Below are 25,711 nucleotides of genomic sequence, written 5' to 3'. Positions count from 1 at the left end.
CGCCACAGCGACCACGGCGAAGCACACCCGAGGCCCAGCCCGGACCCGGAGGCCAAACCCCGCAACGCGGAGCGACGCCACCGGTCTAGCTCAACAAAACCACTTACGCTGCCGGACAGCGACAGTTAGATGCTTGCGTTATTTAAAACGATTTCAAAATCATCTTCATTTGTGCTAATTTGCGTGTATACTGAATTTATCAGTTATTAATAATTAAACCGGCAACAGAACTAACTATCGAATTACTTTGGAGGGTAAAACATGGACTACTCTATCTCTGAATCAACCACCTTCCCCATTGCCGAGATTAAAATCGGCCGGGGAGAAACCATCCAGATTGAATCTGGTGCGATGATTTATCATAATGGCCAAATCAAACTTGATGGGCACATGAACAGTAATGGTAAAAGCGAACTTGGCGGCATGGTCCGTGCTCTCGGCCGCTCAATGACCAGTGGTGAATCATTTTTCATTACCACCGCGACCGGTGTCGGCGACAATGCTGAGCTTGGAATTGCGCCCGCTAATCCTGGGGTGATCTGGCCACTGCAAGTCGGGAGCGGTAACCAACTACGCCTCAATACCGGGGCCTTTCTTGCAGCTGACCCAGATGTGCAGTACAACATGGTTCGGCAAAAGCTGTCTGGCGCTTTTTTTGGTGGCACTGGTGGCCTCTTCGTCATGAAAACCAGCGGCTCCGGCACCGTCCTTGTTAGTGGTTTCGGCGACATCATTACCCTTGAGCTAGACGGAACCAACGAATACATCGTTGATAACAACCACGTCGTTGCCTGGGATAGAAGCCTCGACTACGACATCGATGTTGCTAGCGGCACATTCGGTTTCACTACGGGTGAAGGCCTCGTCAATCACTTCCACGGTACAGGTAAGGTATATGTTCAAACACGTAACCTCAAGAGCCTGGCAGACGCCCTGAAACCTTACCTGCCCACCAGTAATTAATTGTCAACAATTCGTTTGGCGTTTCACGTGGAACGCGCACCACATATCGTCTTCGGTTCCATGTGAAACATTCAATCCGCTTCTCATGCGGGTTCCACATGAAACAAAAAATTGTCCGTCAGCAAATCAATTGCTGACGGACAATTTTATATACCGTTATTTTATTGCCGTGATAAAGCGTGTTGCAATCTCCAGCGGACGTGTTATTGCACCGCCAATGACCATGCCGGTAACGCCTAGACCATTAACTAATTTTGCCTGCTCAGGTGTGTGGATGCGGCCTTCAGCAATCACGTCAATGTTTGCCGCAACCAGCTGCTTGATTAACGCGATGTCTGGGCCATCAACTGCAACACTCTCTTCAGTGTAACCCGATAGCGTGGTACCAACAAAATCAACTCCTGCGCGCCAAGCATTTAAGCCCTCATCAAAAGTAGAAATGTCTGCCATAAATAACTGATCAGGGTACTTCGCCTTCACCTGCGCGATAAACTCGTTAATCGTTAGCCCGTCGTGACGCTTACGGTTAGTGCAGTCAAACGCAATTACTTCACAGCCAGTAGCAGCCAGCTCGTCGATTTCGCGCATCGTGGCCGTAATAAATGGTGCTTCTGGCTTGTAGTCTCGTTTGATAATCCCAATAATCGGCAAATCAACCGCCGCCTGAATTTCCTTAATATCACGGACTGAGTTAGCCCTGATGCCGACAGCACCGGCCTGAGCTGCTGCCTTGGCCATTAGTGGCATCACGCCACCTTTCTCGGTGTAAAGTGGTTCACCAGGTAACGCTTGGCAGGAAACAATGATGCCCCCGTGAATTTGCTTGATAAAGTCTGCTTTCTGCATTCTCCAATTTCCTCCATTTACTCGAATATTGGAGCTAATCTCCATCCATAATTTAGCATCTTCGCCGGCTAATGTAAACCTTTTCTCCTCGTAATTGGAGTTTTTCTCCCAAACAAGCCGGATTCGGGTATAATTTAGTTACTAAGGATGGACATCGACATGAAATATGACTACCTAATTCACAACCATTATGACGAACTAACCCGGGCGGAACGTAAAGTGGCGGACTTCGCTTTGAATCAGGGCAAACAAATTATTTACGCCACAATCTCCGACGTCAAAAGTGCGACCCACGTTGGTGATGCAACGATTATCCGCTTCTGCCAAAAATTGGGCTTCACCGGCTTTTCTGATTTCAAAATTGAAATCGCGAAGGAAGATTATACTGAACAAGAGGCAACGCGCCCTGCCGATGATTTCGACAACATCGCAAGTCAGCTAAGCTCGGTCATCATGAACACCGCCAAGTTGATTGACCGCGATAAACTCACCGCTGCAATCGCAAAAATGTCTGGTGCAACGCATATTTACCTGTTTGGCGTTGGGGGCAGCGGTCAAAGTGCAATCAGCTTTGCCAGCATCCTGCTTCGGGTTGGGCTGCAGGCCACGGCGGTGAGTGACCCCCACTTTGCCGCACAACAGGCCTCACTCCTGCAGCCAGGTGATTTGGTTATTGGTTTTTCTCTTTCTGGGCGGACGCAAGACACCTATGATTCTCTCAAAATCGCCAAGGACAACGGTGCCACCATCATCACGGTCACCAACTACACCAATACGCCGATTGGCCGCTTAAGCGACATCGTCCTGCAGACAGCTGTCGATGAATTCCTCAACGGGGGATCCGTTGCTGGGCGCGTATCACAGCTCTACATCTGTGACATCTTGACCAAAGGTTATGAAGTGCGTAACCAGGTTAATTCAGTTGCCCTGCGCGAAAAAGTATTACGATCAATCATGAGCAAAAGTATTGAGTAGCTCTCGGCAGTACCAAACGGACCGCGGCAGCGGCCCTCTGCACACTATCGCAATTCAAAAATAGGCAGCAACGGAAAATTCACCCCGTTGCTGCCTATTTGTTTCACGTGAAAACTTTTTACTTCATTGCGCCAATCTTACCTGCTGTCTGAAGCCAGTTTTGCCGCTTGGAATCGCTGCTTCCCTTGACCATGGTGCAGCTGAGCCACTTAACGTTCTTAAGACCCATCTTCTTAAAGGTCCCGCGAACCAGCGCACGCTGAATTGCATTACCGAAAATCCAGCGGTACAGAAACTTAGGTGTGTTCATGGTCGTCATAATCGTCGTTGACTTAAGGTTGGTCAATTTCGACGCCATGCCCGTGCCGCCCTTTGTGTAGTCAAAGGTTTCACCTGGGAACACAACCTTATCAATGAAGCCCTTCATCATGGCTGGCATCAGTTCCCACCAAATTGGGAATACTAGGATGAGGTGGTCAGCAGCCTTAACGCGCTGAATGTAGTCAATTGCCTGTTCATCCTGGGCCTTGTGCTTCAGGAAACCAATCAAATCGGCACTGTGCATGACGGGGTCGAAGTGGTCTGCCTCCAAATCGATAACGTCAACCGTGTTCCCTGCCTTTTCTGCTCCGTTCTTTGCCGCTTCCATCAAGGCGTGGCAGAAGCTACCATCGTATGGGTGGCTTGTTACAATCACTGTTTTTGTCATATTCATAACCTCCAAATGTTGATGAGGTTAGTATATCGGCTGCCAAACACAGTGACATTAACTTATGTTAAGCGGGCGAATCTTTTTTCACGCGATTACGAATTCTCGACAAGGAAACCGGCGTAATGCCCAGGTACGTTGCCAGTTCATACATTGGCACACGCGCAACGAGCTTGGGGTTCGTTGCGAGCAACGTCCGGTAACGTGCCTCTGGTGACTCTTCGATGCGGTTAAGAAAATATTGTGTGTAGTCAATGAAACGGTGACAAACATAGTCGGCAAATTCCGCCATTATCTTGGGATTATCCTTCAGGCCCTTGCGCAAGTAATCGCCCGGCACGACGGTCACCGTAGTTTGCTCGATGGCAGTAATAGTAAAAATGCTTGGCTGCTTAAGGTAGAAGCTTTCAAACGAGGACACAACCTGATTCTCAAAGAAAAACTGAACCGTAATGTCGCGGCCATCGTCGTTGTGCCATAGCCTAACCGCCCCAACCCTAATAAAGTAAAGTTGGGTTGCCACATCACCCTCGCGGAGGAGATCCTCACCTGCTGCGTACGTGCGTTGATGCCCTAATTCCTTGACTTGTTCATAGTAGTCGCTCAGTTTCATCTCTGGCCTCTTCATCAATATATAATCCCAACTGGAGCAAATTGTTTCACGTGGAACCTAAGACAGCAGCTGCAGTTTACCCAATATTTGTTCTGCCCCGTCCGCAATGTAATCCGCAGAACTCTGGTCCAGCTCATATGCTGTTGGCCGCATCGCCCAAGCCTGCATACCTGCCCGGTGCGCAGCCGTAATGCCGGTGAAGCTATCCTCAATCGCAACAGATTGTTCGGGCCGAGCAGCCAGCCCAGCGAGTGATTCCAGGTAGACTTGCGGATCAGGTTTGTTTTGCGTAATCGTTTCGCCACTAACGACGACGTCAAAGTACGGCTTAAGCCCAGTCTGGCCAAGCATCAAATTGATGTTATCTAGCGGGCCCGCAGACGCGATGGCCGTTTTAAAGTCGTGCGTCTTGAGGTACTGCAACAATTCCGGTATCCCGGGATTAACAATCGTGCTGAAATCAATCGGTGTGTGTTCGTCGTACTTCGCGTAAGCCGTTCTAACCTGTTCACGTGCGGCTTCATCCGGAATTGCCCGCGCCCACACAACTTCGCTTGGCCGCCCAACATAATCCTGAATGTTGGTCGTCATCGGCGTTACGCCAAACTCTTTTATGAAGCGAATCTGCCGGTTAAAATACACTGGTTCGCTGTTAACGAGCACGCCATCCATATCAAAAACTACGGCATCAATCATGTTTCTCCCCCCGTTTCTTCCGACTGAATTTATCACGCAGCCCGACGACCATCAAGAACACCAACACAAACGGCCATAAAACCTCACCCAAAAAGCCGTCACCTAGGAGTTCCGCTACCCTCTTGCCTTTTTTCAATATGTTTTCTCCTCCATCGTTCTGAAACCGCTACCCATGCCGCTATTATAACGAAAAGTTGACAAGAGAGCCAATCCGCAGATTGGCCCTCTTGTTATCACATTTGATAAATAGATTTAACTGTTTTTGGGGCCCGCACAATACCGTAAACTTTGATATTCTGCACCACCTGTTTAAGTAACGTCAGGTCAATATCGTCGGCCACAACGAGCATTCCGTAGACGGTGAAGCTAACCATGCGCCTTTCCTGTTCGTAACGCGACAAGTCATCATTGCCCAGATGGATAATGCCCATCGCCCAATTGGCACTTTCCTTACGCTGCAGTAGTGCCGCTAACTGTGCTGAGTTACTATCAAGCCTTGAGTGGAGGGCCTGCTGCATGAAATCCGTCCGGTTCCGGTAGAATCCCTGCTCCACGAGCAAATCGATTGCGGCAAGATCCGCCGCGTTAATGTTAAGCGTTAACTTTTCTGTCTTTACGTTGTCTGCCATAAAACCATCTCCTCGGATGGTTTTAGTTTAGCGCTAGGATGCTGAAATTACTAGCAGTTTATTGCAAAAAATATTACTGCGGGCTCATTTTCGCATCTGGGACCACCAATTACCCAATACATTCCAGGACATCTCTCATAACCCAAACGGTATTGGCTAGGACAGTCCAGACTCATTAGATTAAAGTTCGTATTTTACACAACACGATTGCCAGTTGAACTTTTTGGACGCGCATATTACACTTCAAGTACACATGTATCATCTCTACTACGCCTCAATAGTTCGTGTTTTATGGAAACTCGTGTTTTGCTGTTCCATGCTTTCTCATTTTGTCCGTTGCCACTTGTTTGCCAATAATTGACCAAGTTTTTTGCACAAATAGACGTCCCTGGTAATTAAAGGAGGAAATCATGACTGATTTGGAAATCGCTCAACAGGCTGAAATGCTGCCAATCAATGAGATCGCGGCAAAGATTGGGTTATCGGCGGCCGACTACGAACCCTATGGTCACTACAAGGCTAAAATCAACACCCGTTTTGACCAGGGCACAATTAACCCGGAACATAAATTAGTGCTGGTAACCTCCATTAACCCGACCCCCGCTGGAGAAGGTAAATCAACGGTACTCATTGGCCTCGGGGACGCCCTAACCGAGTTGGGTAAGAAGACCATCATTGCCATTCGTGAACCATCAATGGGCCCTGTTTTCGGGATGAAGGGCGGCGCTGCTGGGGGTGGCTACAGCCAGGTCATGCCCATGGAAGACATCAATTTGCACTTCACCGGCGACCTGCACGCCCTCACAAGCGCGCACAACACCCTTGCTGCCCTAATTGATAACTACATTAAGTGGGACAATCAGCTGAATCTGGATCCACGCCGCATCATTTGGAAACGGGTCCTTGATATTAACGACCGGGCCCTGCGCGATGTCGTTATCGGCCTGGGCGGGGTCACCCAGGGCGTTCCGCGCGAAACTGGGTTTGACATCACGGCTGCCTCCGAGCTGATGGCGATTCTGTGCCTTGCTACCAGCCTAAGCGACCTTAAAGACCGAATTGGGCGCATCATCGTGGGCTACACGTACGACCGCAAACCGGTGAGCGTTGGCGAACTGGGTTTTGAAGATGCCATTACCATTTTACTCAAGGAAGCCCTCAAGCCCAATTTGGCGCAAACATTGGCCCACACGCCCGCAATCATCCACGGTGGCCCTTTTGCCAACATTGCCCACGGCTGCAACAGCATCGCAGCAACCCGCACCGCCCTCAAGCTTGCTGAATACACGGTGACTGAGTGCGGTTTTGGCTCCGACCTTGGCGCCGAGAAGTTCCTCGACATTAAGGCACCTGAACTGGGCAAAACGCCTGATGCGGCTGTCATTGTCGCCACCGTGCGCGCACTCAAGTACAACGGCGGGCAAAACGCCAAGGAGCTAACAACCGAAAACCTCGCGGCGCTGGAGGCCGGAATGCCAAACCTGCTCAGGCACATTCACAACCTCAAGCAGTATGGATTGCCCGTGGTCGTTGCCATCAACCGCTTCTTATCCGACACGGCGGCCGAACTGGGCCTTATTAAGTCCGTGTGCACGGAGCATGGCGTAACCGCCGTAATCACAGACAGCTGGGCTAAGGGCGGCGTGGGCACGCTCGATTTGGCTAGGGAAGTCATTGCGGCGGCAGAAACACCTAGCACCTTCATCCCACTGTACAATGCCGACACCACCATCAAGGAAAAACTAAACACCATCGTGACCAAGACTTACGGGGGAAAGCAGGTGATTCTCAGCAAGAAAGCCGCACGCCAGGCTAAGCAATTCGCCGAACTTGGGTGGGGCAGCCTGCCCGTCTGCATTGCCAAAACCCAGTATTCCTTTACTGATGATGCAACCGTCCTCGGTGCGCCAACTGATTTTGACGTGACCGTTCGGGAGCTCGAGCCAAAACTCGGTGCCGGCTTTATCGTCGCCCTGACCGGGACCATCATGACCATGCCGGGGCTGCCCAAGAGGCCAGCAGCACTGAACATGAAGATTGACGCTGACGGCACCATCACGGGTCTGTTTTAGCGCTACTGGTGCTTTATTTCACTTAGCATCCCCCAATGATTCATTTTCCGAAATATTTCCCGGGAAATGATTTGCAAATGACCCTCCGCACATCCCCCTACCTGTTTGTGCAGGCGAACTAAGCTACGGGATTCATGCAGTTTTCCTAACTTAAACGCAAAAAAACACCGTGAACAAATTGTTCACGGTGTTTTTGGTATGGGTGGTCAGGGGATCGAACCCTGGACACCCGGATTAAGAGTCCGGTGCTCTGCCAGCTGAGCTAACCACCCATTTACTGCGTTGCCCTTTGACAACTTTTATATATTATCATGTGACGACACTTTTGACAATACTTTAGTGAATTTTTTCATCAGTAGTTACCGACCGGCGGGTGTTCACTGCAGTAATTGCCTGCCCTTGCCTACTTATTTGCACATGTCAAAGCCTTTTTGCGGTGCAATGCGCCAATGTCGGCTACAATTGATGGTGCAAGGACCATTTATCCCGCACACTAACCTTGAGGAGGCAATCCTGATGCAACTCAATCACAAGCTCAGCAAGCGCCGTCAGCAACACGGCTGGTCCCAAGAACAACTTGCTGCCAAGATGTACGTGTCCCGGCAAACCATTTCCAACTGGGAAACCGGCCGCACCTATCCGGACGTTACCAACTTGTTACTGCTGAGCGAATTGTTCGACTGCACCCTCGACGAATTAGTGAAGGGAGATCTGCAAGAAATGGACAAAATAATTAATCGTCAGCACCTCAAGCTGTGGGGCTACGTCATGACTATCGGCGTACTGCTCGTTCCGCTGGGGCTAGCCCCGGCTTATAAATATCTCGGCATGAGGTGGGGCCTGGCCGTATACTTACTGCTGTGCGCAACACTGATAATCGTGTCAATCCACGTAGATAACATCAAGAAGCGCGCAGGCGTGGAAACTTACAACGACATTAAGCGCGTGCTGAACGGCGAACCGCCACGACATGAACGTCAATCTAACTGGGTGCCCTATTTACAAATATTTGGCGCCATAGTATGGACCATCGCACTACTTTTCCTCAGTTTTTGGTTCTTCTTTAAAGTTCTACCATAACCAAAAAAACGGTACCTCCACATGGGGGTGCCGCTTTTGCTTCGGCAACATACCTAGTTCAAAAATCGCCAGACTAGCAGAATTGGTTTTATAATCGTAATTCCCACGGCTGACATGAGGACTCTATCACTGCTTGATTGCAAAATAATCCGCAGGCACTAGCCCCTGCCAGTCTTTTTTTAACCCAGCGACTGCCTCGATGTGCCCCACCCTAATTGAGCGCTGCAAATATTGCTGTAATTCCGCATACTTTTTCGGTGTTGGTTCCGTAATTGCATCAGCGACCAACCAGGAGCCCGTCGCTAACCACGCCCCCGGGGTTTCGGTGTTCTTACCCGTCATCCATTTCAAATCCTGGACAAAACTCCGGCTCGTCTCTATGCCTTCAGTGCGAACAACATGAATCAAGGCTTTACTCAGACCATCGAAGAAATAGGCTCCCCTTTTGGTCGGGAAACGGTCGTATCTTTCCGTAGTTGTTTTCTACATATATCAGTTGCGGTGCACTTGATTGCAAAAAAAGAACTAGGCAATCTGCCTAGTTCATGGTTATGGGTGGTCAGGGGATCGAACCCTGGACACCCGGATTAAGAGTCCGGTGCTCTGCCAGCTGAGCTAACCACCCATTTCTGTATCGCTATGCGACTTAACTATAATACATGAAACACCCTTCTTTGACAAGCTATTTACATGAAAAAATGCCGCGCGTGACGTAAATATTTGTGTCAGCACCCCATTTTGCCACAATCATCGAATATTTAACCGTAACAAAAAATTTGCACGGAGGGGTTTACTTACGAATCGTAAGTGGTATATTAATCACATACAAAAAGTAAGCAGAAGCAATACGGAGGTTAGTGTTATGACAATTGTGAATGGCTATGAACAAAGTGATCGTGAACAGAAGCTGGACATTCTGAACCTGCCAAGCTTGGAAAACGCGGCAAAGAAGATTATTCCTGCTGGTGGCTTTGGCTACATCAGCGGTGGTAGTGAAGACAACTGGACTCTAGGGGCCAACACCAGTGCTTTCAACCACGCCCAAATCGTTCCCAAGGCGCTGTCGAACATCGAAAACCCCGACACCAGCACCAGCATTTTCGGCATTGACCTCAAGACGCCCGTAATGATGGCTCCCGCCGCTGCCCAGGGTCTTGCCCACAGCCGCGGGGAAGTGTCCACCGCAGAAGGGGTTGCCGCTGCCGGCGCCCTGATGGCCCAAAGCACCTACAGTTCAACCTCCATCGCCGCAACCGCGGCGGCTGCCGGTGGTGCTCCCCAGTTCTTCCAGCTGTACATGAGCAAGGATTGGGACTTTAACTACGCACTACTCGACGAGGCCAAAAAAGCGGGCGTTAAGGCAATCATCTTGACCGTCGATGCCACCGTCGATGGTTACCGGGAATCCGACATCATCAACGACTTCCAGTTCCCAATTCCAATGGCTAACCTGCAGAAATTTGCTGAAGGCGACGGCAAGGGTAAGGGTATCGGCGAAATCTACGCATCGGCTGCGCAGAAGATTAACGAAGATGACGTTCGCCGGATTGCCGAATACACGAAGCTGCCAGTCATCGTCAAGGGCATTCAGTCCCCAGAAGATGCACTGCGCGCAATCGGTGCCGGTGCTGCCGGGATTTACGTTTCCAATCATGGTGGTCGTCAGCTAAACGGTGGCCCCGCATCCTTTGATGTTCTGCCAGCAATTGCCAAGGCCGTGAACAAGCGCGTCCCAATTATCTTCGACTCCGGCGTCCGCCGCGGGAGTCACGTGTTTAAGGCTCTCGCTGCTGGTGCCGATCTCGTTGCCTTCGCCCGCCCCGCTATCTACGGACTGGCTTTGGGCGGCAGTCAGGGTGTCCAGAGCGTGTTTGAGCACATCACTCACGAACTGACCATTACCATGCAGCTCGCTGGTACCAAGACCATCGCCGACGTTAAGCAGGCTCCTTTGACCCACTTTAACTACTAGAATTCTGACCAGCACCTTCTTCATTGCTGGTTGCAACTAACACTAACTGACAAATGCGCGGCTCTGACAGCCGGGCATTTTTTATTTCCCGGGAAATAGCAGACGACCGTTTTTTACCGAGACTATCCATTATTGACCGTCAATTCACCACAATGGTTTCCCACGTTAGTGCGCGCTTGAACATGTCACCCTAAATAAAACTCGGAATATTGCAATTTGCGCTACAATTTAATTTGTATTCACAATCAGGAGGCGCAACATGCAGCAAATCAAATTAATCGCACTCGATCTGGACGACACACTCCTCACCAGCAACGGCACTATTTCCCCAAAGACTGTGGTAGCACTCAAAACTGCCCTGGCCGCCGGTATTAAGGTGGTTCCCTGTTCGGGGCGGCCTCTTGCCGGCGTTTCGCCCCACATGAACGTGCTCGGCATTGAGGGCGACAACCAGTACGCCATCACCTTCAACGGCAGCGTGGTGAGCACCGCAAGCGGCCGAATTATCCAGCAACTAACCCTGAGCAACGCCATTTATCGGCGCATCGACGCCTTTGCTGCTAAGCGCCACGTCGCCTGCGATGTGCTCGACGCAAACAGTAACATTTACACCAGCAACCGCGACATCCACCCCTTAACGGTCAAACAGGCCTGGGAGAACAATGCCGGTATTTTCGTGCGCACCCCCGATGAACTTCCTGATGAATTCAGCATCGTCAAAGCCGTCATCGTCGGCGACAAGGATGATTTGGACGCTAGCGAAACTGCTGCACGTGCAGAATTCGGCGATGCCGCTTACGTGGTGCGGAACTCGGACACATTTCTTGAAATCATGAATCCCGGCGCCGGCAAGGGTAATGCCCTCAAGCTTCTCGCCGCGGACATAAACATTGCGCCCGCAGAAATTGCCGTCTTTGGCGATGAACGTAACGACATCTCCATGTTTGATTTTGCCGGGACAGCCGTCGCGATGGGAAATGGCAGTGACCTAGCCAAGGCACACGCGACCATGGTGACCACCAGCAACGACGAGGATGGTATTGCAGTCGCTCTGGCCAAGTTAGGCATCATTTAGCCCGCACGTCTGGCGCACAGGCGGGTGCATGCACGCAAAAAGGCGGCGTCCCCCCATTTTGCGGGTGGACGCCGCCTTTATTCTTGCGGTTCAAATTTAGATTTGCGTGCGGCACTTCAAACATCAAACTTAGTCGCCAGCTAACGGTAAGGGACATTAGCTGGCGTTAGCGTTCAACTAAGCTATACCTTTTTCAACGCACCAACTTGCAGGCTCGAACCAGCCCTCGTCACCTATTTTTCCTGCTGCGCCACCCGCTCGTACAGCGTGACGATTTCGCCGGCGAGATCACGGAACGTAATTGCGTTCATTACGTGGTCCTGCGCGTGCACCATCAGCAGGTTAACCTTCACGTGGTTGCCCTGGGCTTCCTGCGTTAGCATGTTGGTTTGCGCATTGTGTGCGTCAACCATGAAGTTGTCCGCTTCCTTGAGCTTTGCGTGTGCTTCGTCAAAGTCGCCCTTCTTTGCCGCGTAGATAGCCTCAAATGCGGAGCTCTTCGCGTTGCCGCCAGCCATAATCAGGCTCATGATGGTTGTTTCGTCTGCCTCTTGTTCTGCCATGTAAATAACCCCCTTAAATGAAACGGCCTCGATAATTATCGGGACCGTTTTTGCATCTGTTCACGTTTTGCCAAACTATCGGTGTGCTAAATTCGCGGTACTTCTAGCCTAACCGTTATTTGCCAGTGTCAAAGCTTCCTTGAGCACCTTGGGCCCGTTCATCAGCCCGTAATCACGCATGTTGATTACGGCAACGGGACAAGCAGCCTCTTTTTGGAAGTCGTCCAGCATGTACTTCACTTGCGGTCCGAGCATGAGCACGTCGGGGTGCTCACTGTCGAGCTTCGCCAGCGCATCGGCCGCAGCGGTAGCAAAGATTGTAACGTCTTCGCCCGCATCCTCGGCGGCTTGTTGCATCTTCGTCACCAGCAAGCTAGTGGACATCCCCGCTGAACATGCCAGCATAATTTTCTTCGTCATTTTGCTACCTCTTTCTTAATGTGCAAAGCTCGCATTGGGCGCAACCCCCTCAGGAAAACGCCCGCCGGCAGCCCTGCATCTTGTTGTTTCACGTGGAACCGGTTAATCGTGCCACCAGCTCACTAGCGCGGAACTCACTTAATCTTTTGCAACTAGTTCAAAGGTCATCCACGGCTTGATGTAATCCAGCAGTGGCAAATCACTTTCTGTCAGGTGGCCCACCTTGTTGCGGCGACCATCGCTCGGCACGCAGGTGAGTGCAATCTGCATTTCACCCTTGTAGCGCCCGTACCCGTCGTTCACAACCAGCACGTCGCCGCGCTGGAAGTTGCCAATGCCACCGCGTGCCGGAATGCTGGCGTTGCCGTACTTGATGCGCGGTAAGGTTGAGCGGAGTAAATACTCAGAGGCATCCCCACGGTAAAGATGATTGCCGGCAATGCCTTCGAGGACGATTGCCCGCTCAGTAGCGGTCACATCATCATTCAGGTCAACGGTCAGGCGCGGATTAGCCGCGTTAAAGCTTTCGGCACAGGCCGCCAGTTCCGCATCGCTTGCGTACGCATTGCCAATAATCACGTCGTCAACCATCCCCGTGAGCAAGAGGTGCTGTACCTGGGTGGCAATTGGCCGGTTACGGTCGCTTTCCATAGTTGGCAGCCCCTCACTCACCGGCCATGGTCCAAACTGGGCGCTAGGGGCGGAAACGAACGCCGCCGTGTGCAAGTTGTACTGCCGGTAAGGCTTTGAGTACTGGGCAAAGTACCGATCCGATAGCCCAGTGTACTGCTGCGGGTAGAAGTTGTGGCAACCAAGCAAGTTATCCGTGTTCGGGTGGTAGCTCATAATGCTGGCCAGGTAGTTCGTTCCGGCTGACATGTTGATTTCAATCTTCAGGCCGTACGGGTTGCGCGTCATCCGCGCCTCTTCAACCCCGGTAAAGCCCTCATCAAGTCGCAGGCCCCACACACCAAGGTCGTGGAAGAAGTGCAGATCGTCGTAGGTCACGCCAAGGTCAGAGAACAACGCTGGGTTGATGTCGACAATCGTCTTGAACCCCAATTCGTTCGCGTAATCGATGGTTGCCTTGAACCGAGCCAGCTTGTCCTCGCCCGCATCTCCATGAAGTTGAAGAAGCGAAGTGAAGATGCGTGTGTAACCGTAACGTGCTGCCGCGTCCAAATACTGCTTATCTTCCGCCAGACTGGTGTGGTCTGGATAAACCGAAATCCCTAGTTGCCGCATAATTATTTCTCCTATCCTCAATCTGAACTAATAACACTAGTTCTGGGTGACATTGAGCTGCTTGGCGTAGTCGCCAGCAATTTCCGCCGCCATCTTCTTGAACCGCCGTTTACGGAACCAACCAAGCATGAAGCTGGTCAGTTTGTTGTTCGCGTTCACCGTGCTGTTTGAACCCGCTACTTGTTCCGTGTAGTGGAGCAGCGCCTTGCCGGAGTCCACCGGTGCAACGTTATAACTAACGCTGTACGTGTTCCGCCCGGTACGCATGGTGTAGGCATAAACGCCATCGGGCCGATAATCGGTCACCAAGAAGCGCCCGTACGCACCGTTTGCTAACTTCTTCTTGTAGGCAAAATGTGGTAGTGATTGCGCCCGCAGCGCTTTTCCCGTCTGTTCATTAATGTCATACAACGCCGATTCAATGAGCCGGTTGAAAAAGTATTCCGCTGGTACGTCCAGTTTCATCTTGATGTCCATCAGTATCCTCCTAGAATAAAGTGCGCTAAATCCGCACGCTGTGACTGTTGCCACCAACGCGTAATTCTTCTAACGCACCCGTTAATGCCTGCCCCGCAGTTTAATAACTGTCCATGGTAGCAGCGCGACACCGGCAATGTGTCGGCGCCGCGCTGCTATGGTCGTTACTTGCCTTCCTTTTGCTTTGCATCCGATCCGTGTTTGGCACTGCGCCAATACATCACGCCCGCGATTCCGGCAACTGCGAGGCCGTCTAACATCAGCATGTTGGCCGCACCACCAAACATTCGACTGAACATTACGAGGAGTAACCCTGCGTTAAGTACTACTAACAATGTTTTATTCTTCATAATATTATTATCTCCTATTGGCAAAGTCCGCCGCAACATCTTTGTTAACCGTTTACAAGTAATCCTTTGGTACTTAATTCATAATCGAACTTATTTTAGTAGTCGGTTGGCTTAACCTTGTTTGCCGCCTTAACAAATGGCAGGTAAATCAGGAAACCAATAATCCCGTTGAAGACCTGAAGTACTGGTGCACGCCAGTCCATGGTGGCAATCAGGGAGTTCAGGATAGGTGGCATGGACCAAACGATTTGAGTCTTGATTGGTGATACCCAACCTAGCTGCATGACGAAGTACGCGATGGTAACCATAACGACTGGGGCAAGCAGGAACGGAATGAAGTAGATAGGGTCCAAAACGATTGGCAGACCAAACATAACTGGTTCGTTAACGTTGAAGAACCCTGGTGCTATGGCCATTTTGGCCACGGCCCGCTGATCATCACGCTTGGAGAAGAACAGGATTGCCAGCAGCAAAAGCAGCGTGGAACCAGCACCACCAATCCAGGCGTAAAGGTCAAACGCGTTACGGGTCCAAATGTATGGCAGGGCCTTGCCGGCGTTGAAGGCGTTCATGTTGGCCAGTTGTGCGGTCAACCAAATCCCGTCGAGGACTGGGCCAAGAACGTTGGTCCCGTGCAGACCGAAGAACCAGAACAACTGCACGAGGACGGTCATCAGCAGGACAGCACCGTAACCTTGTGATAGGTGAAGCAGTGGGTCCTGAATAACTTTGGAAATAAACTCAATAACAGTAGTTGCGGCAAACTTGGTAAATGCCCAGGTAATAATCCCGGTAACGTACAGAGAAGCAGTTGCGGGGATAATCCCGGTGAAGGCTGCAGCAATTGCAGGTGGAACGGAGTCTGGCATTTTAATCGTGATGTGCTTTTTCATCAGGTAGATGTAAAGCGAAGCAGCCAGACCACCCATGATCATGACGGTGAAGAAACCAGCGGAACCAAAGTAACTGTTGAAGTTAAAGAAGCCCCAACCAGAAATCGTGTTGCCACTGACAGCAGCACCAGCCTTCGTAATGATGTCGGTGTCAGCCTTGGACAAGGCCTTGCCAAGGGTAATTGTGTAGCCCTGAGGCAAAGTCATCAGGAAGGTCCCCAGGGTGACAATCCCACCCGTGATAGGTTCAACCTTGTACTGCACTGAAAGCTGGTAACCAAAAGTAAAGGCAAAGATCAAACCAAGTACTGCAAGGGACCCGGTCCAAACCTGAGCGTTAACCCCGATTAAGGGCTGCATTGCGTTAACAAATCCGGTCCAGCCGAACTGGTTAGGAATGTCACGAACAAGGGCATTCAGGATGGTCGCAACCGCCCCGGCCATGGTTGCAGGCATGATGCTGATGAAGGCATCACGCAAGGCAACAAGCCAGCGGATGGACCCAATCTTGGTGGCTACCGGCACAAGGTGCTTGTTGAGCCATTCAATAAATGAATTCATAAATGATTCACGTTCCTCTCCAAATAAAATAATGACGTTGTAAACCGTAACTTCTGTACGGCCTTAAAATATACAATCCAACTTCCAACCGACCCGCGCGCTCCGGTCAATTGGTATAAACCAATATTAGCGCTTTCACGTTACACGTCAACATGGTCTATGCGTTTTCATGCATTTTCGGTCCTTTATACAGAAGTTGTCTACCTACGTCCTATAACGCTTTAGAACCAATAAACGCCCCTAATGTGGGCGTTTTCATTGATTTCTAGATAACATTTTTGGTGGGTACAAATTTTATTGGGCTTTTTTTCTTTGCATGTTATTCCATCTATCGATTGGTTCCCCACCAAAAATAGGCTGAAAAGTCCCGCGTTTCACCCTTTCATGCCCGTCATTACTGATATTAATATTTATTCATCAACTATTGTATACCCGAATGGACTAGTACAAATCTTTGTTTTAGCCATTAACTCCTCGGCGACAAATTGGCGGATAAACGCACTCAAATAGGCCTGTAAACCGTTTGCAAGTGCAAAATATCCGCAGCGGACATAGGTGAACCAATTTTCGAGTGGTGTTTAATTAGTACACGAGTACAACTTCAAGAGTAAAACATGAGAAAACGGGTTTGCAGCTCTTAATTCTGCGCCGAGGCTGGCTATTTTGGTAAATCGGTGCAAAAAAAAGAGGCCGTTCAGCCTCTTTTTTACCCAGTACGTTATTTGAGTGGGACATCGTAAATCCATCCCTCTGGACCCTTTTCGTCCCCGAACTGAATCGCAGTTAGCCGATCGTACAACTTCTGAGTGTACGGACCAACTTCGGTTTCGGAATAGAAGACGTGCTTTTTGCCTTGATGCGTGATGGAACCGACTGGTGAGATAACGGCAGCCGTCCCCATCGCCCCAACTTCGCTGAACTTATCAATGTCAGCAATCGGAATGGTTGTTTCTTCTGGTTCAAGCCCGAATTCTGGAGCCAGGGCCAAAAGTGACTTCTTGGTGATGGATGGGAGAATTGATGGTGACTTTGGCGTCTGGAACTTGCCATCGGGGGTGATGCCGAAGAAATTAGCACCACCTAATTCTTCGACGTTTTCGTGTAGCCGGGGATCAAGGTACACAACGTCGGAAAAGCCGTTCTTGTGTGCCTGGGTCCCTGGCAGCAGGCTCGCCGCGTAGTTACCGGACGTCTTCGCCTGACCAGTTCCGGCGTGCGCTGCGCGGTCGTACGTGCCAGTGACGTACGCAGTTGGCGCGAGGCCGCCCTTGTAGTAAGCACCAACTGGGGTTGCGAAAATCACCAAGGTGAAATCACTAGCCGGCCGCACGCCAACCATTGGCGTGGTCCCAAACATGAATGGGCGCAGGTACAGCGTCGCACCAGTACCGTATGGTGGCACGAAATCTTGGTTAGCCTTCACCACCGCCCGGCAAGCCGCGATGAACTTGTCTTCCGGAAATGATGGCATCACGAGGCGCTCGGCCGAACGGTTCATGCGCTGGATGTTCATGTCGGGACGGAACAGGTTTACGCCGCCATCCTTGCGCCGGTATGCCTTAAGTCCCTCGAAGACCTCCTGGCCATAGTGGAATACCTGGGCACCTTCACTAACGGACATGAAGGAGCTTTCCTCGAGCCCCCCTGCACTCCACTCGCCGTCTTTATAGTAGGCACGAAAACGATAAGGTAAGTCGTGGTAATCAAAACCAAGGTTGCTCCAATCAAAATCTTCCGGCTTTGCTTTTGTTTCTGACATAAAACGTCCTCCTTGAATTCGACGCATGCGGATAAACCGCAAATGCAGTAGCGACAGCGAAAACTCTTGTCATCATTATATTCTCATTTTTAGGCTTTGCCACTCCCCTAATTACTTTTCTCACCTGGAATCGCCTGTTTCCGACCCGAATAAATTGCGGAAATAGCTATACGCCTGTGTAATTAGTGAAAAAGCTTATGCATAATGTCTTCTAATCAGTCGTTACATAACACAAATATTTAACCATCAACTAGCAATATCCAATTTGATAAATCATTAAAAAAGGGATGCACGAGCTTTTGCTCATGCATCCCTCTATCTAACGCTTCAGTATTTAGTCTTCAAACAAATCGTGGATTGACTGGTTCTTGCTAATCTTCTCAATTGCCGTCCCAATCAAATTACCAACGCTGATTTTTACCATGTTATCCAGGCACTTTTCTTCAGGAATGTCGATGGTGTCGGTAACGACGATTTTCTTCAGTGGCAATTTGCCCAGACGCGTTGCGGCCCCCGCGGATAAAACAGCGTGCGTGGCGCAGGCGTAGATGTCCTTAACGCCAGCTTCCTGCAGTGCGGTCACTGATTCTTCAATCCGGTTGGCCGTGTCAATCATGTCGTCAACAATGATGGCCGTCTTCCCGGCAACGTCCCCAATCACACCCACGTTGTCTTCACCTGGACGTGCATCCACGATGGCCAGTGGTGACCCAAGGTGTTCAGCAAGTTTGCGCGCAAGCTTAGTCCCGGAGTGGTCAGGCGCGATGGTGACCACGTTATCGACGATGCCGTGGTCTTCAAAATAGTGGGCCAAAAGTGGCAGTGCCCGCAAGTGATCAACCGGAATGTCGAAGAACCCTTGAACTTGGTCGGCATGCAAATCGACGGTGATGACCCGGTCGACGCCGTCCATTTCAATCATGTTTGCCACCATCTTGGCGGTGATTGGTTCCCGGGCGCGCGCTTTGCGGTCTGCCCGGGCGTACCCGTAGTACGGAATCACAACGTTAATCAGGTGCGCACTGGCGCGACGCAGTGCATCCACCATAATCATGAGCTCCATGAAGTTTTCGTTGACCGGGTCGGAGACGGACTGAATTACGTAAACATCGGCGCCACGAATGGACTTATCGATGTCGATTTGGATTTCACCGTCCGCGAAGTGTTTTACGGATGCGGGGGAAAGTTCCATGTTCAGCGCCGTCGCCACTTTTTCTGCAAGTGGGCGGTTTCCGTTCAATGCAAACAGCTTAATATTCGCCATTTCAGCCTCCAGGTTTGTTCTGTGTCATGTTTACCTACGCGTCCATTATACAGAACTTTCGCCCGCCACGCCAAAAATCATGCGCATCAGCACGTAATTTATAATTCGTGTGAAATTTTCATGGCTACTTTTGTAATTTTTCGTCATTTACGCACCCATTACCCAAGAACATCAGTCTGGCGTTTGCCGGTGCCCAATCCTAAAGCCGCCCAGTTGGCCAACAAACTCTTCCGGATACTCCAGCACGTCACTGCCTTCGTGCACCGAATGATCGGCGGTTTCGCCGTGTTCACTGATATCAAGTCCCACCTTTTCGGCCGCGGCGGAAACCCGCATCGGCAAAAGCAGCCGCAATCCGGCCGTAATGAGTACGACCATCACCGCAACCAAGACAATCGTGATGACTGTCCCCACAAGCTGAACCCAAACCAAGTGCCACGAACCACCACCGAGTATTCCCCCCTCCGCAATCGCTGGGTTCACGCTTTTGCTCGCAAAAAAGCCGGTGAGAATACTACCAACAATCCCGCTAATGCCGTGGCACCCGAACGCATCCAGCGCGTCATCTAGGCGCAGGCGCGGCTTTGCGAACGTGACAAACGCGTAACTAGCCGCCGTGGCGAGCAGCCCAATCGCCGTTGCCCCCGCCACGGTCACGTAACCAGTGGCCGGTGTGATGCCAACCAGTCCACACAGGGCGCCGGTGCAGGTGCCTAGTAGCGTCGGCTTGCCCTTGCGCCATACATCAAGCACCATCCAGCCGCACATTGCACTGGCCGCCCCAACGGACGTGGTTAGTGCCGCGGTGATTGCCTGATTGTTAGCCGCCAGCGCAGAACCGGCATTGAACCCGTACCACCCAATCCACAAAATCGCGGTGCCAAGCAGCACCCACGGCCGGTTGTACGGGTGTGTTTGCGGATGCCGCCGTGGTCCTAGGAACATCGACAACACCAGCGCCGTAATCCCGGCATTAATGTGAATAACGGTGCCCCCGGCAAAGTCGAGAACACCGAGCTTTGCGAGCAACCCATCTGGTGTCCAAACCATGTGCACAAGCGGGTAGTAGACCAATAGCGACCAACAGATAATAAAGACAGTCAGAAAGCGAAAATCCATCCGGCCAACAACCGCTCCGACAAAAAGCGCGGGGGTGATGATGGCAAACATCATTTGAAACAGCACGTACGCCCCGCGCGGAATGCCCAGCATGTTCCCGGTCAGGTTGACCCCGCCAAGAAAAAGACCGGACACACGCCCAATCAATCCGTGCAGATTGGGGCCAAAGCTGAGCTCATAGCCGCACAAAACCCAGAGCATAATGGCCACACCAGTAATGTAAAACACCGATAGCATCGTATTGACGACATTTCGAGTTGAAACCAATCCTCCATAAAAAAACGCAAGCCCTGGCGTCATGAACCAAACCAGAACACTTGCAATCAGCACGAACGCCGTGTCTGCTGCTTGCATTGCTGCACCTCCATCTGGCTTATGCCTATATAATGATGTTAATGTAGCACGGATTTTACGTATACCAATTTAAATTAGCGGCTTTTTCACCAAAAAAATCGTTGTTCCCGCCGCGGTCCTTGATTTATCAATATTTCACCAGGGCACTTCTATGTCAGCTAACATGACAGGAATCATTGACAATTATTTGGCGCGACTTCTTTACTGCTAATCGCTCACCGGCGTATAGTGAATGCAAAATACTGGAGGTATTCACATGGCAGAACTAATTATTCGCCCCATCACCGCCGCCGATGACGCGCAGATGGCGGCAATCGTCCGCAACGCGCTCAAAGAAGCCGGCTTTGCAATTCCCGGCACGGCGTACTTTGACAAACAGCTAGATCACCTCAGTGCTTATTACGAGCAAATCCCTAACGCTGCATACTGGGTGCTGAGTGATACGACCGGCCGGGTGTACGGCGGCGCGGGCGTTGGTCCGTATTCGGGCGCCACGTGTGAGCTGCAAAAACTCTACATCACGGACACTTGGCGCGGTCACGGTGACGGCCAGCGCCTAATTGATTCGGCAATCGACTACGCGCAGAAGCATTACGACCAAATGTATCTCGAAACCTTCACCGACCTGCTTGCGGCCAACCACCTGTACGCCAAAAATGGCTTCAAACAGCTATCGGGGCCACTGCCGGGCAGCGAGCACAGTGCCTGTGATGCATGGTGGCTGCGGTCACTCGCTTCAGCTAATTAATTTAGATACCTCGCACAGACCCGTTCCGCCGCAACGTGCTGCGGAATCCGGCCGCTGTGTTATCTAAACCAGCGCCAACAAAAAAGACCCACTGCGCGGAGCAATTTGTCCCGCGGTGAGTCTCGACATTACATATTAAAGTTCAATATTAGGTTAATTATCGGCTAGATGATGCTGACGAGTAGTCCCAAAACAACGACGGCAACGACGCTTTTACTAATTGTTGCCCCCGGGCGTACTGCATGTGTCCAGAATTCCACGCCGATTAAACCAAGCGTCACGATTAACGCAGTGGTCAGCATAATGACTAATTTAATAACAGTAGCATCCATGATTTATCCTACACCTCGAAGTCGAAAAATGGGTTGATTTGCTTCTGCAGGTTGTGAATTTTAACAAAATCAACACCGGGGAAGAGTCGGTAAATAAACCCCGCGAAGGAATCACGATTGAACTTATAATCCATCCGGCCCATCCGGTGTGGACGGTGGCCATCGACATATTCCCAGACCTCCAAGTTATAAACGGCACTTGGAATAACCGTGATAAAAGTCGATTCATTGATGTCGATACGTGTGTCGGTGCTGGTTTGTTGTTCAATCATGCTGCTTCCTCCGATACTTGGGTGTTACCCGCTTTTTTAATAGCGCATTGCCTAGTATAGCAGAGAAAATGCAAATTGCATGTTACAAAATTGCACTTTTTGCTATTGTGAAATTTTATTTTTAAGCCTGTTTCACGCCAGCAACAGCAGCACTTTATTCAATTATGAATTTTCACAATCCCGTAGTAGCTTGCTTACATACAATAGTTTCACAAAGCTCGTTCGAACGAACGTTTGCCCACCGCAACGCTGAAATTTTCGCTATAACGCCTGGAGTAGCGCAACCAAAGCGGATGGAAAGTTAATCATCATGTGCAAACCGATTGAGTAACGGAGATCGCGGTGGTAACGATACGTATACGCTAGAATCCAACCTAGTGAAGAATATAACAAGAGGAAGACGCTAAGGTGCGGCTCATGCATCAGGCCAAAGACTAAACCGCTAATTAGAATGGCGCAGATGCTATTCACCTGGTTATCCTTTTGCCAAAATACGTTCATGAAGATGCCCCGGAAAATTAGTTCTTCAATAAAGGGGGCCAGAACACCCGCAAGTAAAAATAACGTCAGCGGCAGGATCTTCATCTCGGCCATCACGCCTTCTTGGTTCGCGGGCGTGCCGAATTGCTGAACCGCAACGTTCGCAGCAAGCACTAGCGCGTACATCAAGAAGAGGAAAAACAGGGACTCAAGCCGAAACTTCTTGCGCTGGATATGCAGCGGATTACGCTTTTTCAACTGGTGTCGGTACAGCCAGTAGAGCAGCCCTATCTGGACCAGGGCAAATACCAGCGTGGCGAGGGCAATCCACGGATCAAGACGCCCGAGCTCGGCCAGGCGAGCGGCGTGACTGTGAGGGAACTTCCTGCGCACAACCAGCGAAATCACTAGCATGGGCAGTTGGTAGAAATACAGGGTCAAAACGCTTAGGCCAAAGACCGCCAGCGCCCCGACACGATTCCAAATGTAATGTTTACGCCGCATATCGGGCCTCCTTGCACTGCAGTTGCGTTCATTATACCGCAAGTACAGTGTGAACTTAATTTCCGCAGCATCCCGCATCCTATTTGGTAACCGTATCGATGAAACCAATCCGGTTACTACTTAGTGGCCCCCGTTACCAAAAAGCCCGTCTCGCCTCACTTTGCTTGGCCAATCTCCCCTTATTTTTGCTTAAACCCGATTTATTTTCAGATTTTTGCCAAATAAATTAGGCGCTGTTGACTTTATGTGTTATGATTACGGTAACGTAATTTGAAAAAGAACAGTATTGCTTTACTGCACTATGGATTTTCTTTTAGATTACCAGTTTCTCGTCACGTTTGGTTTATTGATAAGGAGATTATCATAATGCAGCAAGGTACAGTTAAATGGTTTAACGCAGACAAGGGCTTCGGCTTCATCACTGGTCAAGACGGCAAGGATGTATTCGTACATTTCTCCGCTATCCAGGGCGACGGCTACAAGACTCTTGACGAAGGTCAAGCAGTATCCTTCGACGTAGAACAGAGCGACCGCGGTCCTCAGGCTACGAACGTTAACAAGCTGTAATTTCTGATTTCAGCTAATTAAAAAGGTTCCGACTTCGGTCGGAGCCTTTTTTTGTATTCCCGGCAGGCTAATCTACTCATCCGCCCATCAAAACAGGCACCGCGAACTGCCGGAATTCGGTAGTTCGCGGTGCCTGTTTGTTTAATTAACCTTTGCGATGCGTCCCTGTTCGATGTAAACGGACAGAATGGCAACGTCTGCTGGGTTCACGCCACTGATACGGGCCGCCTGGGCCAGTGTCGTTGGCTGAATCTTGGTCAGCTTCTGCCGCGCCTCCGTGGCCAAGCCGTTGATTGCCGCATAATCAATGTGATCCGGAATCTTCTTGGCTTCTTGGCGCCGCAGTTTGGCGATGCGCTGCTCTTCCTTGGCGATGTAACCAGCGTACTTCACCTGAATTTCAACCTGTTCGGTGACGCGGTGGTCAACGTCCGCTGCGGGGATAAACTGCGTAAGTGTCGCGTAATCAATCCCTGGCCGCCGCAGGAACTCGGTTGCCGTCACTGAATCCTTGAGGGCGGTCCCACCATTTGCAACAAGCCATGGGTTCACGTCCGCGGGCTTCAGGCGCAGTGTGTCCAAACGCGCTTTTTCAGCCTCAATCGCATCCCGCTTAGCGCAAAAAGCGGCGTAACGCTCATCGTCAATCAGTCCAAGCGCGTGACCCTTGTCGGTCAGACGCAGGTCCGCGTTATCATGCCGGAGCAGGAGACGGTATTCCGCACGACTCGTCAGCAGGCGGTAGGGCTCGTTTGTGCCCTTTGTGACCAAGTCATCAATCATGACGCCAATGTACGCCTCGTCGCGGCCGAGAACGAATGGGTCCTTACCCTGTGCGCGCAAACCGGCGTTAATGCCAGCCATGATTCCCTGACCGGCAGCTTCTTCGTACCCGCTGGTCCCGTTCATCTGGCCAGCGGTAAAGAGGTTTGGCAGTACCTTGGTTTCAAGGTTACTCCGCAGCTGCCATGGCTCGATGATGTCGTACTCAATGGCGTAACCCGGACGCATCAGTGCGGCGTGTTCCAGCCCGGCAACACTGTGCAGCATTTTGAGCTGAATCTCTTCTGGCATCGACGTAGAAAAATCCCCCACGTAATACTCACTCGTGTCGCGGCCTTCTGGTTCCAAGAAGAGCTGGTGCCGCGGCTTGTCGGCAAACCGGACGACCTTGTCCTCGATGGATGGGCAGTAACGCGGACCAACCCCTTCAATCACCCCAGAGAACATTGGGGCACGCCTCAGGTTATCCCGAATAATCTGGTGAGTTTCACCATTTGTGTAGGTCATCCAGCACGACAGCTGGTCTTTTAGGTAAACCGAATCTGGCGTGGTGAAGCTGAAATGGTTGGGCGTCTTGTCGCCAGGCTGCTCTTCCGTCTTGCTAAAATCAATGGAATCACCATCAACACGTGGTGGCGTTCCGGTCTTGAACCGCCGGAGCTTGAACCCGAGCTCTTCAAGGTTTTCGGATAGCTTAATACTTGGCAACGAGTTGTTGGGCCCGCTGCTGTACATCAATTCACCGATGATGATTTTCCCGCGGGAACTAGTCCCAGCGGTCAGCACAACGGCCTTGGCGTGGTAACGCGCACCGGTAGCTGTAACCACCCCGGCGGCCTTCCCGTCTTCAACAATCAAGCTGTTAACGAGCCCCTGGCGCAAAGTTAGGTGTGCCTGATGCTCAATCGTCTGCTTCATGCTGCGGTGGTAAGCCGCCTTATCCGCCTGTGCACGTAATGCGCGCACGGCCGGACCCTTACCGGTGTTCAGCATCCGCATCTGAATGTACGTCTTGTCGATGTTGTGACCCATCTCGCCGCCCAGTGCATCAATTTCACGGACAACAATTCCCTTGGCCGGGCCACCCACGCTTGGGTTGCAAGGCATAAAGGCTAGCATATCAACATTGAGCGTTACCAGTAATGTTTCCTGGCCCATACGCGCACTCGCCAGTGCCGCTTCACAACCAGCGTGTCCCGCGCCAACCACGATGACGTCGTAGCTCTGAGCGTCGTATTCCTTAACTTCCATTATTAATTGATTCTCCTATTTTTAAGGCTTTTGGCCCGCATTGCTGTATTTCCCGGGAACAATGGCACATCTCGCGCCCGTCCCGTGGTATCAAGGTTTCTAGCACCACCGATTTTACTGTGGCACAGTTTTGACCCTT

General features: G+C 51.0%; 28 protein-coding genes and 2 tRNA genes. 8 read left to right on the top strand and 22 right to left on the bottom strand.

The window, feature by feature from the left end; all coding sequences use genetic code 11:
* The first annotated feature begins 261 nt into the window (after positions 1-261).
* Positions 262-963, top strand: a complete 702-nt coding sequence (locus EKN00_RS09975; RefSeq protein ID WP_127850095.1) for a TIGR00266 family protein — start codon at positions 262-264, stop codon at positions 961-963.
* Positions 964-1,119: 156 nt separating this feature from the next.
* Here EKN00_RS09975 and EKN00_RS09970 read toward each other — a convergent pair whose 3' ends face one another.
* Positions 1,120-1,809, bottom strand: a complete 690-nt coding sequence (locus EKN00_RS09970) for an N-acetylmannosamine-6-phosphate 2-epimerase (RefSeq protein ID WP_127850094.1) — start codon at positions 1,807-1,809, stop codon at positions 1,120-1,122.
* A gap of 159 nt (positions 1,810-1,968) precedes the next feature.
* Here EKN00_RS09970 and EKN00_RS09965 point away from each other — a divergent pair, with 159 nt between their 5' ends.
* Positions 1,969-2,784, top strand: a complete 816-nt coding sequence (locus tag EKN00_RS09965; RefSeq protein ID WP_127850093.1) for a MurR/RpiR family transcriptional regulator — start codon at positions 1,969-1,971, stop codon at positions 2,782-2,784.
* Positions 2,785-2,902: 118 nt separating this feature from the next.
* On the opposite strand, the gene EKN00_RS09960 is transcribed toward EKN00_RS09965, so the two are convergent.
* The 5 genes from EKN00_RS09960 to EKN00_RS09945 all read right to left on the bottom strand — a co-directional run bounded on the left by EKN00_RS09960 (position 2,903) and on the right by EKN00_RS09945 (position 5,431).
* On the bottom strand, positions 2,903-3,493 hold the full coding sequence (locus EKN00_RS09960; RefSeq protein ID WP_241559495.1) for an NAD(P)H-dependent oxidoreductase: 591 nt from the start codon (positions 3,491-3,493) through the stop codon (positions 2,903-2,905).
* A 67-nt stretch (positions 3,494-3,560) separates the two neighbouring features.
* The gene (locus EKN00_RS09955) at positions 3,561-4,106 is read right to left on the bottom strand and encodes a Crp/Fnr family transcriptional regulator (protein ID WP_241559494.1); all 546 of its coding nucleotides are present in this window, start codon (positions 4,104-4,106) and stop codon (positions 3,561-3,563) included.
* 57 nt (positions 4,107-4,163) lie between these two features.
* Positions 4,164-4,802, bottom strand: coding sequence for an HAD family hydrolase (locus EKN00_RS09950; RefSeq protein ID WP_127850090.1), 639 nt, complete (start codon positions 4,800-4,802; stop codon positions 4,164-4,166).
* Positions 4,795-4,938 carry a hypothetical protein gene (locus EKN00_RS10910; protein ID WP_164848109.1) on the bottom strand — a complete coding sequence of 48 codons (144 nt, stop codon included), beginning with the start codon at positions 4,936-4,938 and terminating at the stop codon, positions 4,795-4,797. The genes EKN00_RS09950 and EKN00_RS10910 overlap by 8 nt, the downstream gene beginning before the upstream one ends.
* Before the next feature lie 97 nt (positions 4,939-5,035).
* The gene (locus EKN00_RS09945) at positions 5,036-5,431 is read right to left on the bottom strand and encodes a hypothetical protein (protein WP_127850089.1); all 396 of its coding nucleotides are present in this window, start codon (positions 5,429-5,431) and stop codon (positions 5,036-5,038) included.
* Between the two features lie 407 nt (positions 5,432-5,838).
* Between EKN00_RS09945 and EKN00_RS09940 the strand changes: the two genes are divergently transcribed.
* Positions 5,839-7,503, top strand: a complete 1,665-nt coding sequence (locus tag EKN00_RS09940) for a formate--tetrahydrofolate ligase (RefSeq protein WP_127850088.1) — start codon at positions 5,839-5,841, stop codon at positions 7,501-7,503.
* Between the two features lie 199 nt (positions 7,504-7,702).
* Here EKN00_RS09940 and EKN00_RS09935 read toward each other — a convergent pair.
* A tRNA-Lys gene (locus EKN00_RS09935) sits at positions 7,703-7,775 on the bottom strand.
* A gap of 244 nt (positions 7,776-8,019) precedes the next feature.
* Between EKN00_RS09935 and EKN00_RS09930 the strand changes: the two genes are divergently transcribed.
* Positions 8,020-8,583 (top strand): helix-turn-helix transcriptional regulator, encoded by a 564-nt coding sequence (locus EKN00_RS09930; protein ID WP_164848108.1) that lies wholly within the window; start codon positions 8,020-8,022, stop codon positions 8,581-8,583.
* A 126-nt stretch (positions 8,584-8,709) separates the two neighbouring features.
* On the opposite strand, the gene EKN00_RS09925 is transcribed toward EKN00_RS09930, so the two are convergent.
* A complete protein-coding gene (locus tag EKN00_RS09925) occupies positions 8,710-8,925 on the bottom strand; it encodes a hypothetical protein (protein ID WP_127850086.1) in 216 nt (71 codons plus the stop codon).
* 210 nt (positions 8,926-9,135) lie between these two features.
* Positions 9,136-9,208, bottom strand: a tRNA-Lys gene (locus tag EKN00_RS09920).
* Between the two features lie 237 nt (positions 9,209-9,445).
* On the opposite strand from EKN00_RS09920, the gene EKN00_RS09915 reads away from it, so the two are divergent.
* Together EKN00_RS09915 and EKN00_RS09910 are read left to right on the top strand one after the other, a co-directional pair.
* Positions 9,446-10,555: a lactate oxidase gene (locus EKN00_RS09915; protein WP_127850085.1), complete on the top strand. Its 1,110-nt coding sequence runs from the start codon at positions 9,446-9,448 to the stop codon at positions 10,553-10,555.
* Between the two features lie 259 nt (positions 10,556-10,814).
* A complete protein-coding gene (locus tag EKN00_RS09910) occupies positions 10,815-11,630 on the top strand; it encodes a Cof-type HAD-IIB family hydrolase (RefSeq protein WP_127850084.1) in 816 nt (271 codons plus the stop codon).
* Between the two features lie 233 nt (positions 11,631-11,863).
* Here the strand turns inward: EKN00_RS09910 and EKN00_RS09905 are convergent, their stop codons facing one another.
* The 9 genes from EKN00_RS09905 to EKN00_RS09865 all read right to left on the bottom strand — a co-directional run bounded on the left by EKN00_RS09905 (position 11,864) and on the right by EKN00_RS09865 (position 20,635).
* Complete coding sequence (locus tag EKN00_RS09905; protein WP_127850083.1) at positions 11,864-12,193, bottom strand: PTS sugar transporter subunit IIA; 330 nt, start codon at positions 12,191-12,193, stop codon at positions 11,864-11,866.
* Between the two features lie 108 nt (positions 12,194-12,301).
* Positions 12,302-12,613, bottom strand: coding sequence for a PTS sugar transporter subunit IIB (locus EKN00_RS09900; protein ID WP_241559493.1), 312 nt, complete (start codon positions 12,611-12,613; stop codon positions 12,302-12,304).
* Positions 12,614-12,751: 138 nt separating this feature from the next.
* On the bottom strand, positions 12,752-13,858 hold the full coding sequence (locus EKN00_RS09895) for a DUF871 domain-containing protein (RefSeq protein ID WP_127850082.1): 1,107 nt from the start codon (positions 13,856-13,858) through the stop codon (positions 12,752-12,754).
* Between the two features lie 36 nt (positions 13,859-13,894).
* Positions 13,895-14,335, bottom strand: a complete 441-nt coding sequence (locus EKN00_RS09890) for a DUF3284 domain-containing protein (RefSeq protein WP_127850081.1) — start codon at positions 14,333-14,335, stop codon at positions 13,895-13,897.
* 164 nt (positions 14,336-14,499) lie between these two features.
* Complete coding sequence (locus EKN00_RS09885) at positions 14,500-14,685, bottom strand: hypothetical protein (RefSeq protein WP_127850080.1); 186 nt, start codon at positions 14,683-14,685, stop codon at positions 14,500-14,502.
* A gap of 95 nt (positions 14,686-14,780) precedes the next feature.
* Positions 14,781-16,139 (bottom strand): PTS sugar transporter subunit IIC, encoded by a 1,359-nt coding sequence (locus EKN00_RS09880; protein ID WP_127850079.1) that lies wholly within the window; start codon positions 16,137-16,139, stop codon positions 14,781-14,783.
* A gap of 718 nt (positions 16,140-16,857) precedes the next feature.
* Positions 16,858-17,898 carry a branched-chain amino acid aminotransferase gene (locus EKN00_RS09875; RefSeq protein WP_127850078.1) on the bottom strand — a complete coding sequence of 347 codons (1,041 nt, stop codon included), beginning with the start codon at positions 17,896-17,898 and terminating at the stop codon, positions 16,858-16,860.
* Positions 17,899-18,232: 334 nt separating this feature from the next.
* Positions 18,233-19,162: a ribose-phosphate diphosphokinase gene (locus EKN00_RS09870; protein WP_127850077.1), complete on the bottom strand. Its 930-nt coding sequence runs from the start codon at positions 19,160-19,162 to the stop codon at positions 18,233-18,235.
* 171 nt (positions 19,163-19,333) lie between these two features.
* The gene (locus EKN00_RS09865; protein ID WP_127850076.1) at positions 19,334-20,635 is read right to left on the bottom strand and encodes an ammonium transporter; all 1,302 of its coding nucleotides are present in this window, start codon (positions 20,633-20,635) and stop codon (positions 19,334-19,336) included.
* Positions 20,636-20,891: 256 nt separating this feature from the next.
* Here EKN00_RS09865 and EKN00_RS09860 point away from each other — a divergent pair, with 256 nt between their 5' ends.
* Positions 20,892-21,383 carry a GNAT family N-acetyltransferase gene (locus tag EKN00_RS09860; protein ID WP_127850075.1) on the top strand — a complete coding sequence of 164 codons (492 nt, stop codon included), beginning with the start codon at positions 20,892-20,894 and terminating at the stop codon, positions 21,381-21,383.
* Positions 21,384-21,547: 164 nt separating this feature from the next.
* Here EKN00_RS09860 and EKN00_RS10905 read toward each other — a convergent pair whose 3' ends face one another.
* The 3 genes from EKN00_RS10905 to EKN00_RS09850 all read right to left on the bottom strand — a co-directional run bounded on the left by EKN00_RS10905 (position 21,548) and on the right by EKN00_RS09850 (position 22,971).
* Positions 21,548-21,715, bottom strand: a complete 168-nt coding sequence (locus EKN00_RS10905) for a hypothetical protein (protein ID WP_164848107.1) — start codon at positions 21,713-21,715, stop codon at positions 21,548-21,550.
* 8 nt (positions 21,716-21,723) lie between these two features.
* The gene (locus EKN00_RS09855; RefSeq protein WP_127850074.1) at positions 21,724-21,987 is read right to left on the bottom strand and encodes a hypothetical protein; all 264 of its coding nucleotides are present in this window, start codon (positions 21,985-21,987) and stop codon (positions 21,724-21,726) included.
* Between the two features lie 261 nt (positions 21,988-22,248).
* Complete coding sequence (locus EKN00_RS09850; protein WP_164848106.1) at positions 22,249-22,971, bottom strand: CPBP family intramembrane glutamic endopeptidase; 723 nt, start codon at positions 22,969-22,971, stop codon at positions 22,249-22,251.
* Between the two features lie 366 nt (positions 22,972-23,337).
* On the opposite strand from EKN00_RS09850, the gene EKN00_RS09845 reads away from it, so the two are divergent.
* Positions 23,338-23,538 (top strand): cold-shock protein, encoded by a 201-nt coding sequence (locus EKN00_RS09845; RefSeq protein ID WP_054679066.1) that lies wholly within the window; start codon positions 23,338-23,340, stop codon positions 23,536-23,538.
* A 141-nt stretch (positions 23,539-23,679) separates the two neighbouring features.
* On the opposite strand, the gene mnmG is transcribed toward EKN00_RS09845, so the two are convergent.
* A complete protein-coding gene (gene mnmG / locus EKN00_RS09840; RefSeq protein ID WP_164848105.1) occupies positions 23,680-25,572 on the bottom strand; it encodes a tRNA uridine-5-carboxymethylaminomethyl(34) synthesis enzyme MnmG in 1,893 nt (630 codons plus the stop codon).
* Between the last annotated feature and the right edge of the window lie 139 nt (positions 25,573-25,711).

This window comes from Lacticaseibacillus hulanensis, assembly GCF_004010095.1.
GTDB lineage: Bacteria > Bacillota > Bacilli > Lactobacillales > Lactobacillaceae > Lacticaseibacillus > Lacticaseibacillus hulanensis.
Note: the sequence above shows the minus strand (reverse complement) of the source record. Positions and strands in the feature narration are given on the sequence as shown.

Coding starts and splice junctions, on each gene's coding strand:
- EKN00_RS09975 (WP_127850095.1), top strand. CDS start 262: ATGGACTACTCTATCTCTGAATCAACCACCTTCCCCATTGCCGAGATT.
- EKN00_RS09970 (WP_127850094.1), bottom strand. CDS start 1,809: ATGCAGAAAGCAGACTTTATCAAGCAAATTCACGGGGGCATCATTGTT.
- EKN00_RS09965 (WP_127850093.1), top strand. CDS start 1,969: ATGAAATATGACTACCTAATTCACAACCATTATGACGAACTAACCCGG.
- EKN00_RS09960 (WP_241559495.1), bottom strand. CDS start 3,493: ATGACAAAAACAGTGATTGTAACAAGCCACCCATACGATGGTAGCTTC.
- EKN00_RS09955 (WP_241559494.1), bottom strand. CDS start 4,106: ATGAAACTGAGCGACTACTATGAACAAGTCAAGGAATTAGGGCATCAA.
- EKN00_RS09950 (WP_127850090.1), bottom strand. CDS start 4,802: ATGATTGATGCCGTAGTTTTTGATATGGATGGCGTGCTCGTTAACAGC.
- EKN00_RS09945 (WP_127850089.1), bottom strand. CDS start 5,431: ATGGCAGACAACGTAAAGACAGAAAAGTTAACGCTTAACATTAACGCG.
- EKN00_RS09930 (WP_164848108.1), top strand. CDS start 8,020: ATGCAACTCAATCACAAGCTCAGCAAGCGCCGTCAGCAACACGGCTGG.
- EKN00_RS09925 (WP_127850086.1), bottom strand. CDS start 8,925: ATGACGGGTAAGAACACCGAAACCCCGGGGGCGTGGTTAGCGACGGGC.
- EKN00_RS09915 (WP_127850085.1), top strand. CDS start 9,446: ATGACAATTGTGAATGGCTATGAACAAAGTGATCGTGAACAGAAGCTG.
- EKN00_RS09910 (WP_127850084.1), top strand. CDS start 10,815: ATGCAGCAAATCAAATTAATCGCACTCGATCTGGACGACACACTCCTC.
- EKN00_RS09905 (WP_127850083.1), bottom strand. CDS start 12,193: ATGGCAGAACAAGAGGCAGACGAAACAACCATCATGAGCCTGATTATG.
- EKN00_RS09900 (WP_241559493.1), bottom strand. CDS start 12,613: ATGACGAAGAAAATTATGCTGGCATGTTCAGCGGGGATGTCCACTAGC.
- EKN00_RS09895 (WP_127850082.1), bottom strand. CDS start 13,858: ATGCGGCAACTAGGGATTTCGGTTTATCCAGACCACACCAGTCTGGCG.
- EKN00_RS09890 (WP_127850081.1), bottom strand. CDS start 14,335: ATGGACATCAAGATGAAACTGGACGTACCAGCGGAATACTTTTTCAAC.
- EKN00_RS09885 (WP_127850080.1), bottom strand. CDS start 14,685: ATGAAGAATAAAACATTGTTAGTAGTACTTAACGCAGGGTTACTCCTC.
- EKN00_RS09880 (WP_127850079.1), bottom strand. CDS start 16,139: ATGAATTCATTTATTGAATGGCTCAACAAGCACCTTGTGCCGGTAGCC.
- EKN00_RS09875 (WP_127850078.1), bottom strand. CDS start 17,898: ATGTCAGAAACAAAAGCAAAGCCGGAAGATTTTGATTGGAGCAACCTT.
- EKN00_RS09870 (WP_127850077.1), bottom strand. CDS start 19,162: ATGGCGAATATTAAGCTGTTTGCATTGAACGGAAACCGCCCACTTGCA.
- EKN00_RS09865 (WP_127850076.1), bottom strand. CDS start 20,635: ATGCAAGCAGCAGACACGGCGTTCGTGCTGATTGCAAGTGTTCTGGTT.
- EKN00_RS09860 (WP_127850075.1), top strand. CDS start 20,892: ATGGCAGAACTAATTATTCGCCCCATCACCGCCGCCGATGACGCGCAG.
- EKN00_RS10905 (WP_164848107.1), bottom strand. CDS start 21,715: ATGGATGCTACTGTTATTAAATTAGTCATTATGCTGACCACTGCGTTA.
- EKN00_RS09855 (WP_127850074.1), bottom strand. CDS start 21,987: ATGATTGAACAACAAACCAGCACCGACACACGTATCGACATCAATGAA.
- EKN00_RS09850 (WP_164848106.1), bottom strand. CDS start 22,971: ATGCGGCGTAAACATTACATTTGGAATCGTGTCGGGGCGCTGGCGGTC.
- EKN00_RS09845 (WP_054679066.1), top strand. CDS start 23,338: ATGCAGCAAGGTACAGTTAAATGGTTTAACGCAGACAAGGGCTTCGGC.
- mnmG (WP_164848105.1), bottom strand. CDS start 25,572: ATGGAAGTTAAGGAATACGACGCTCAGAGCTACGACGTCATCGTGGTT.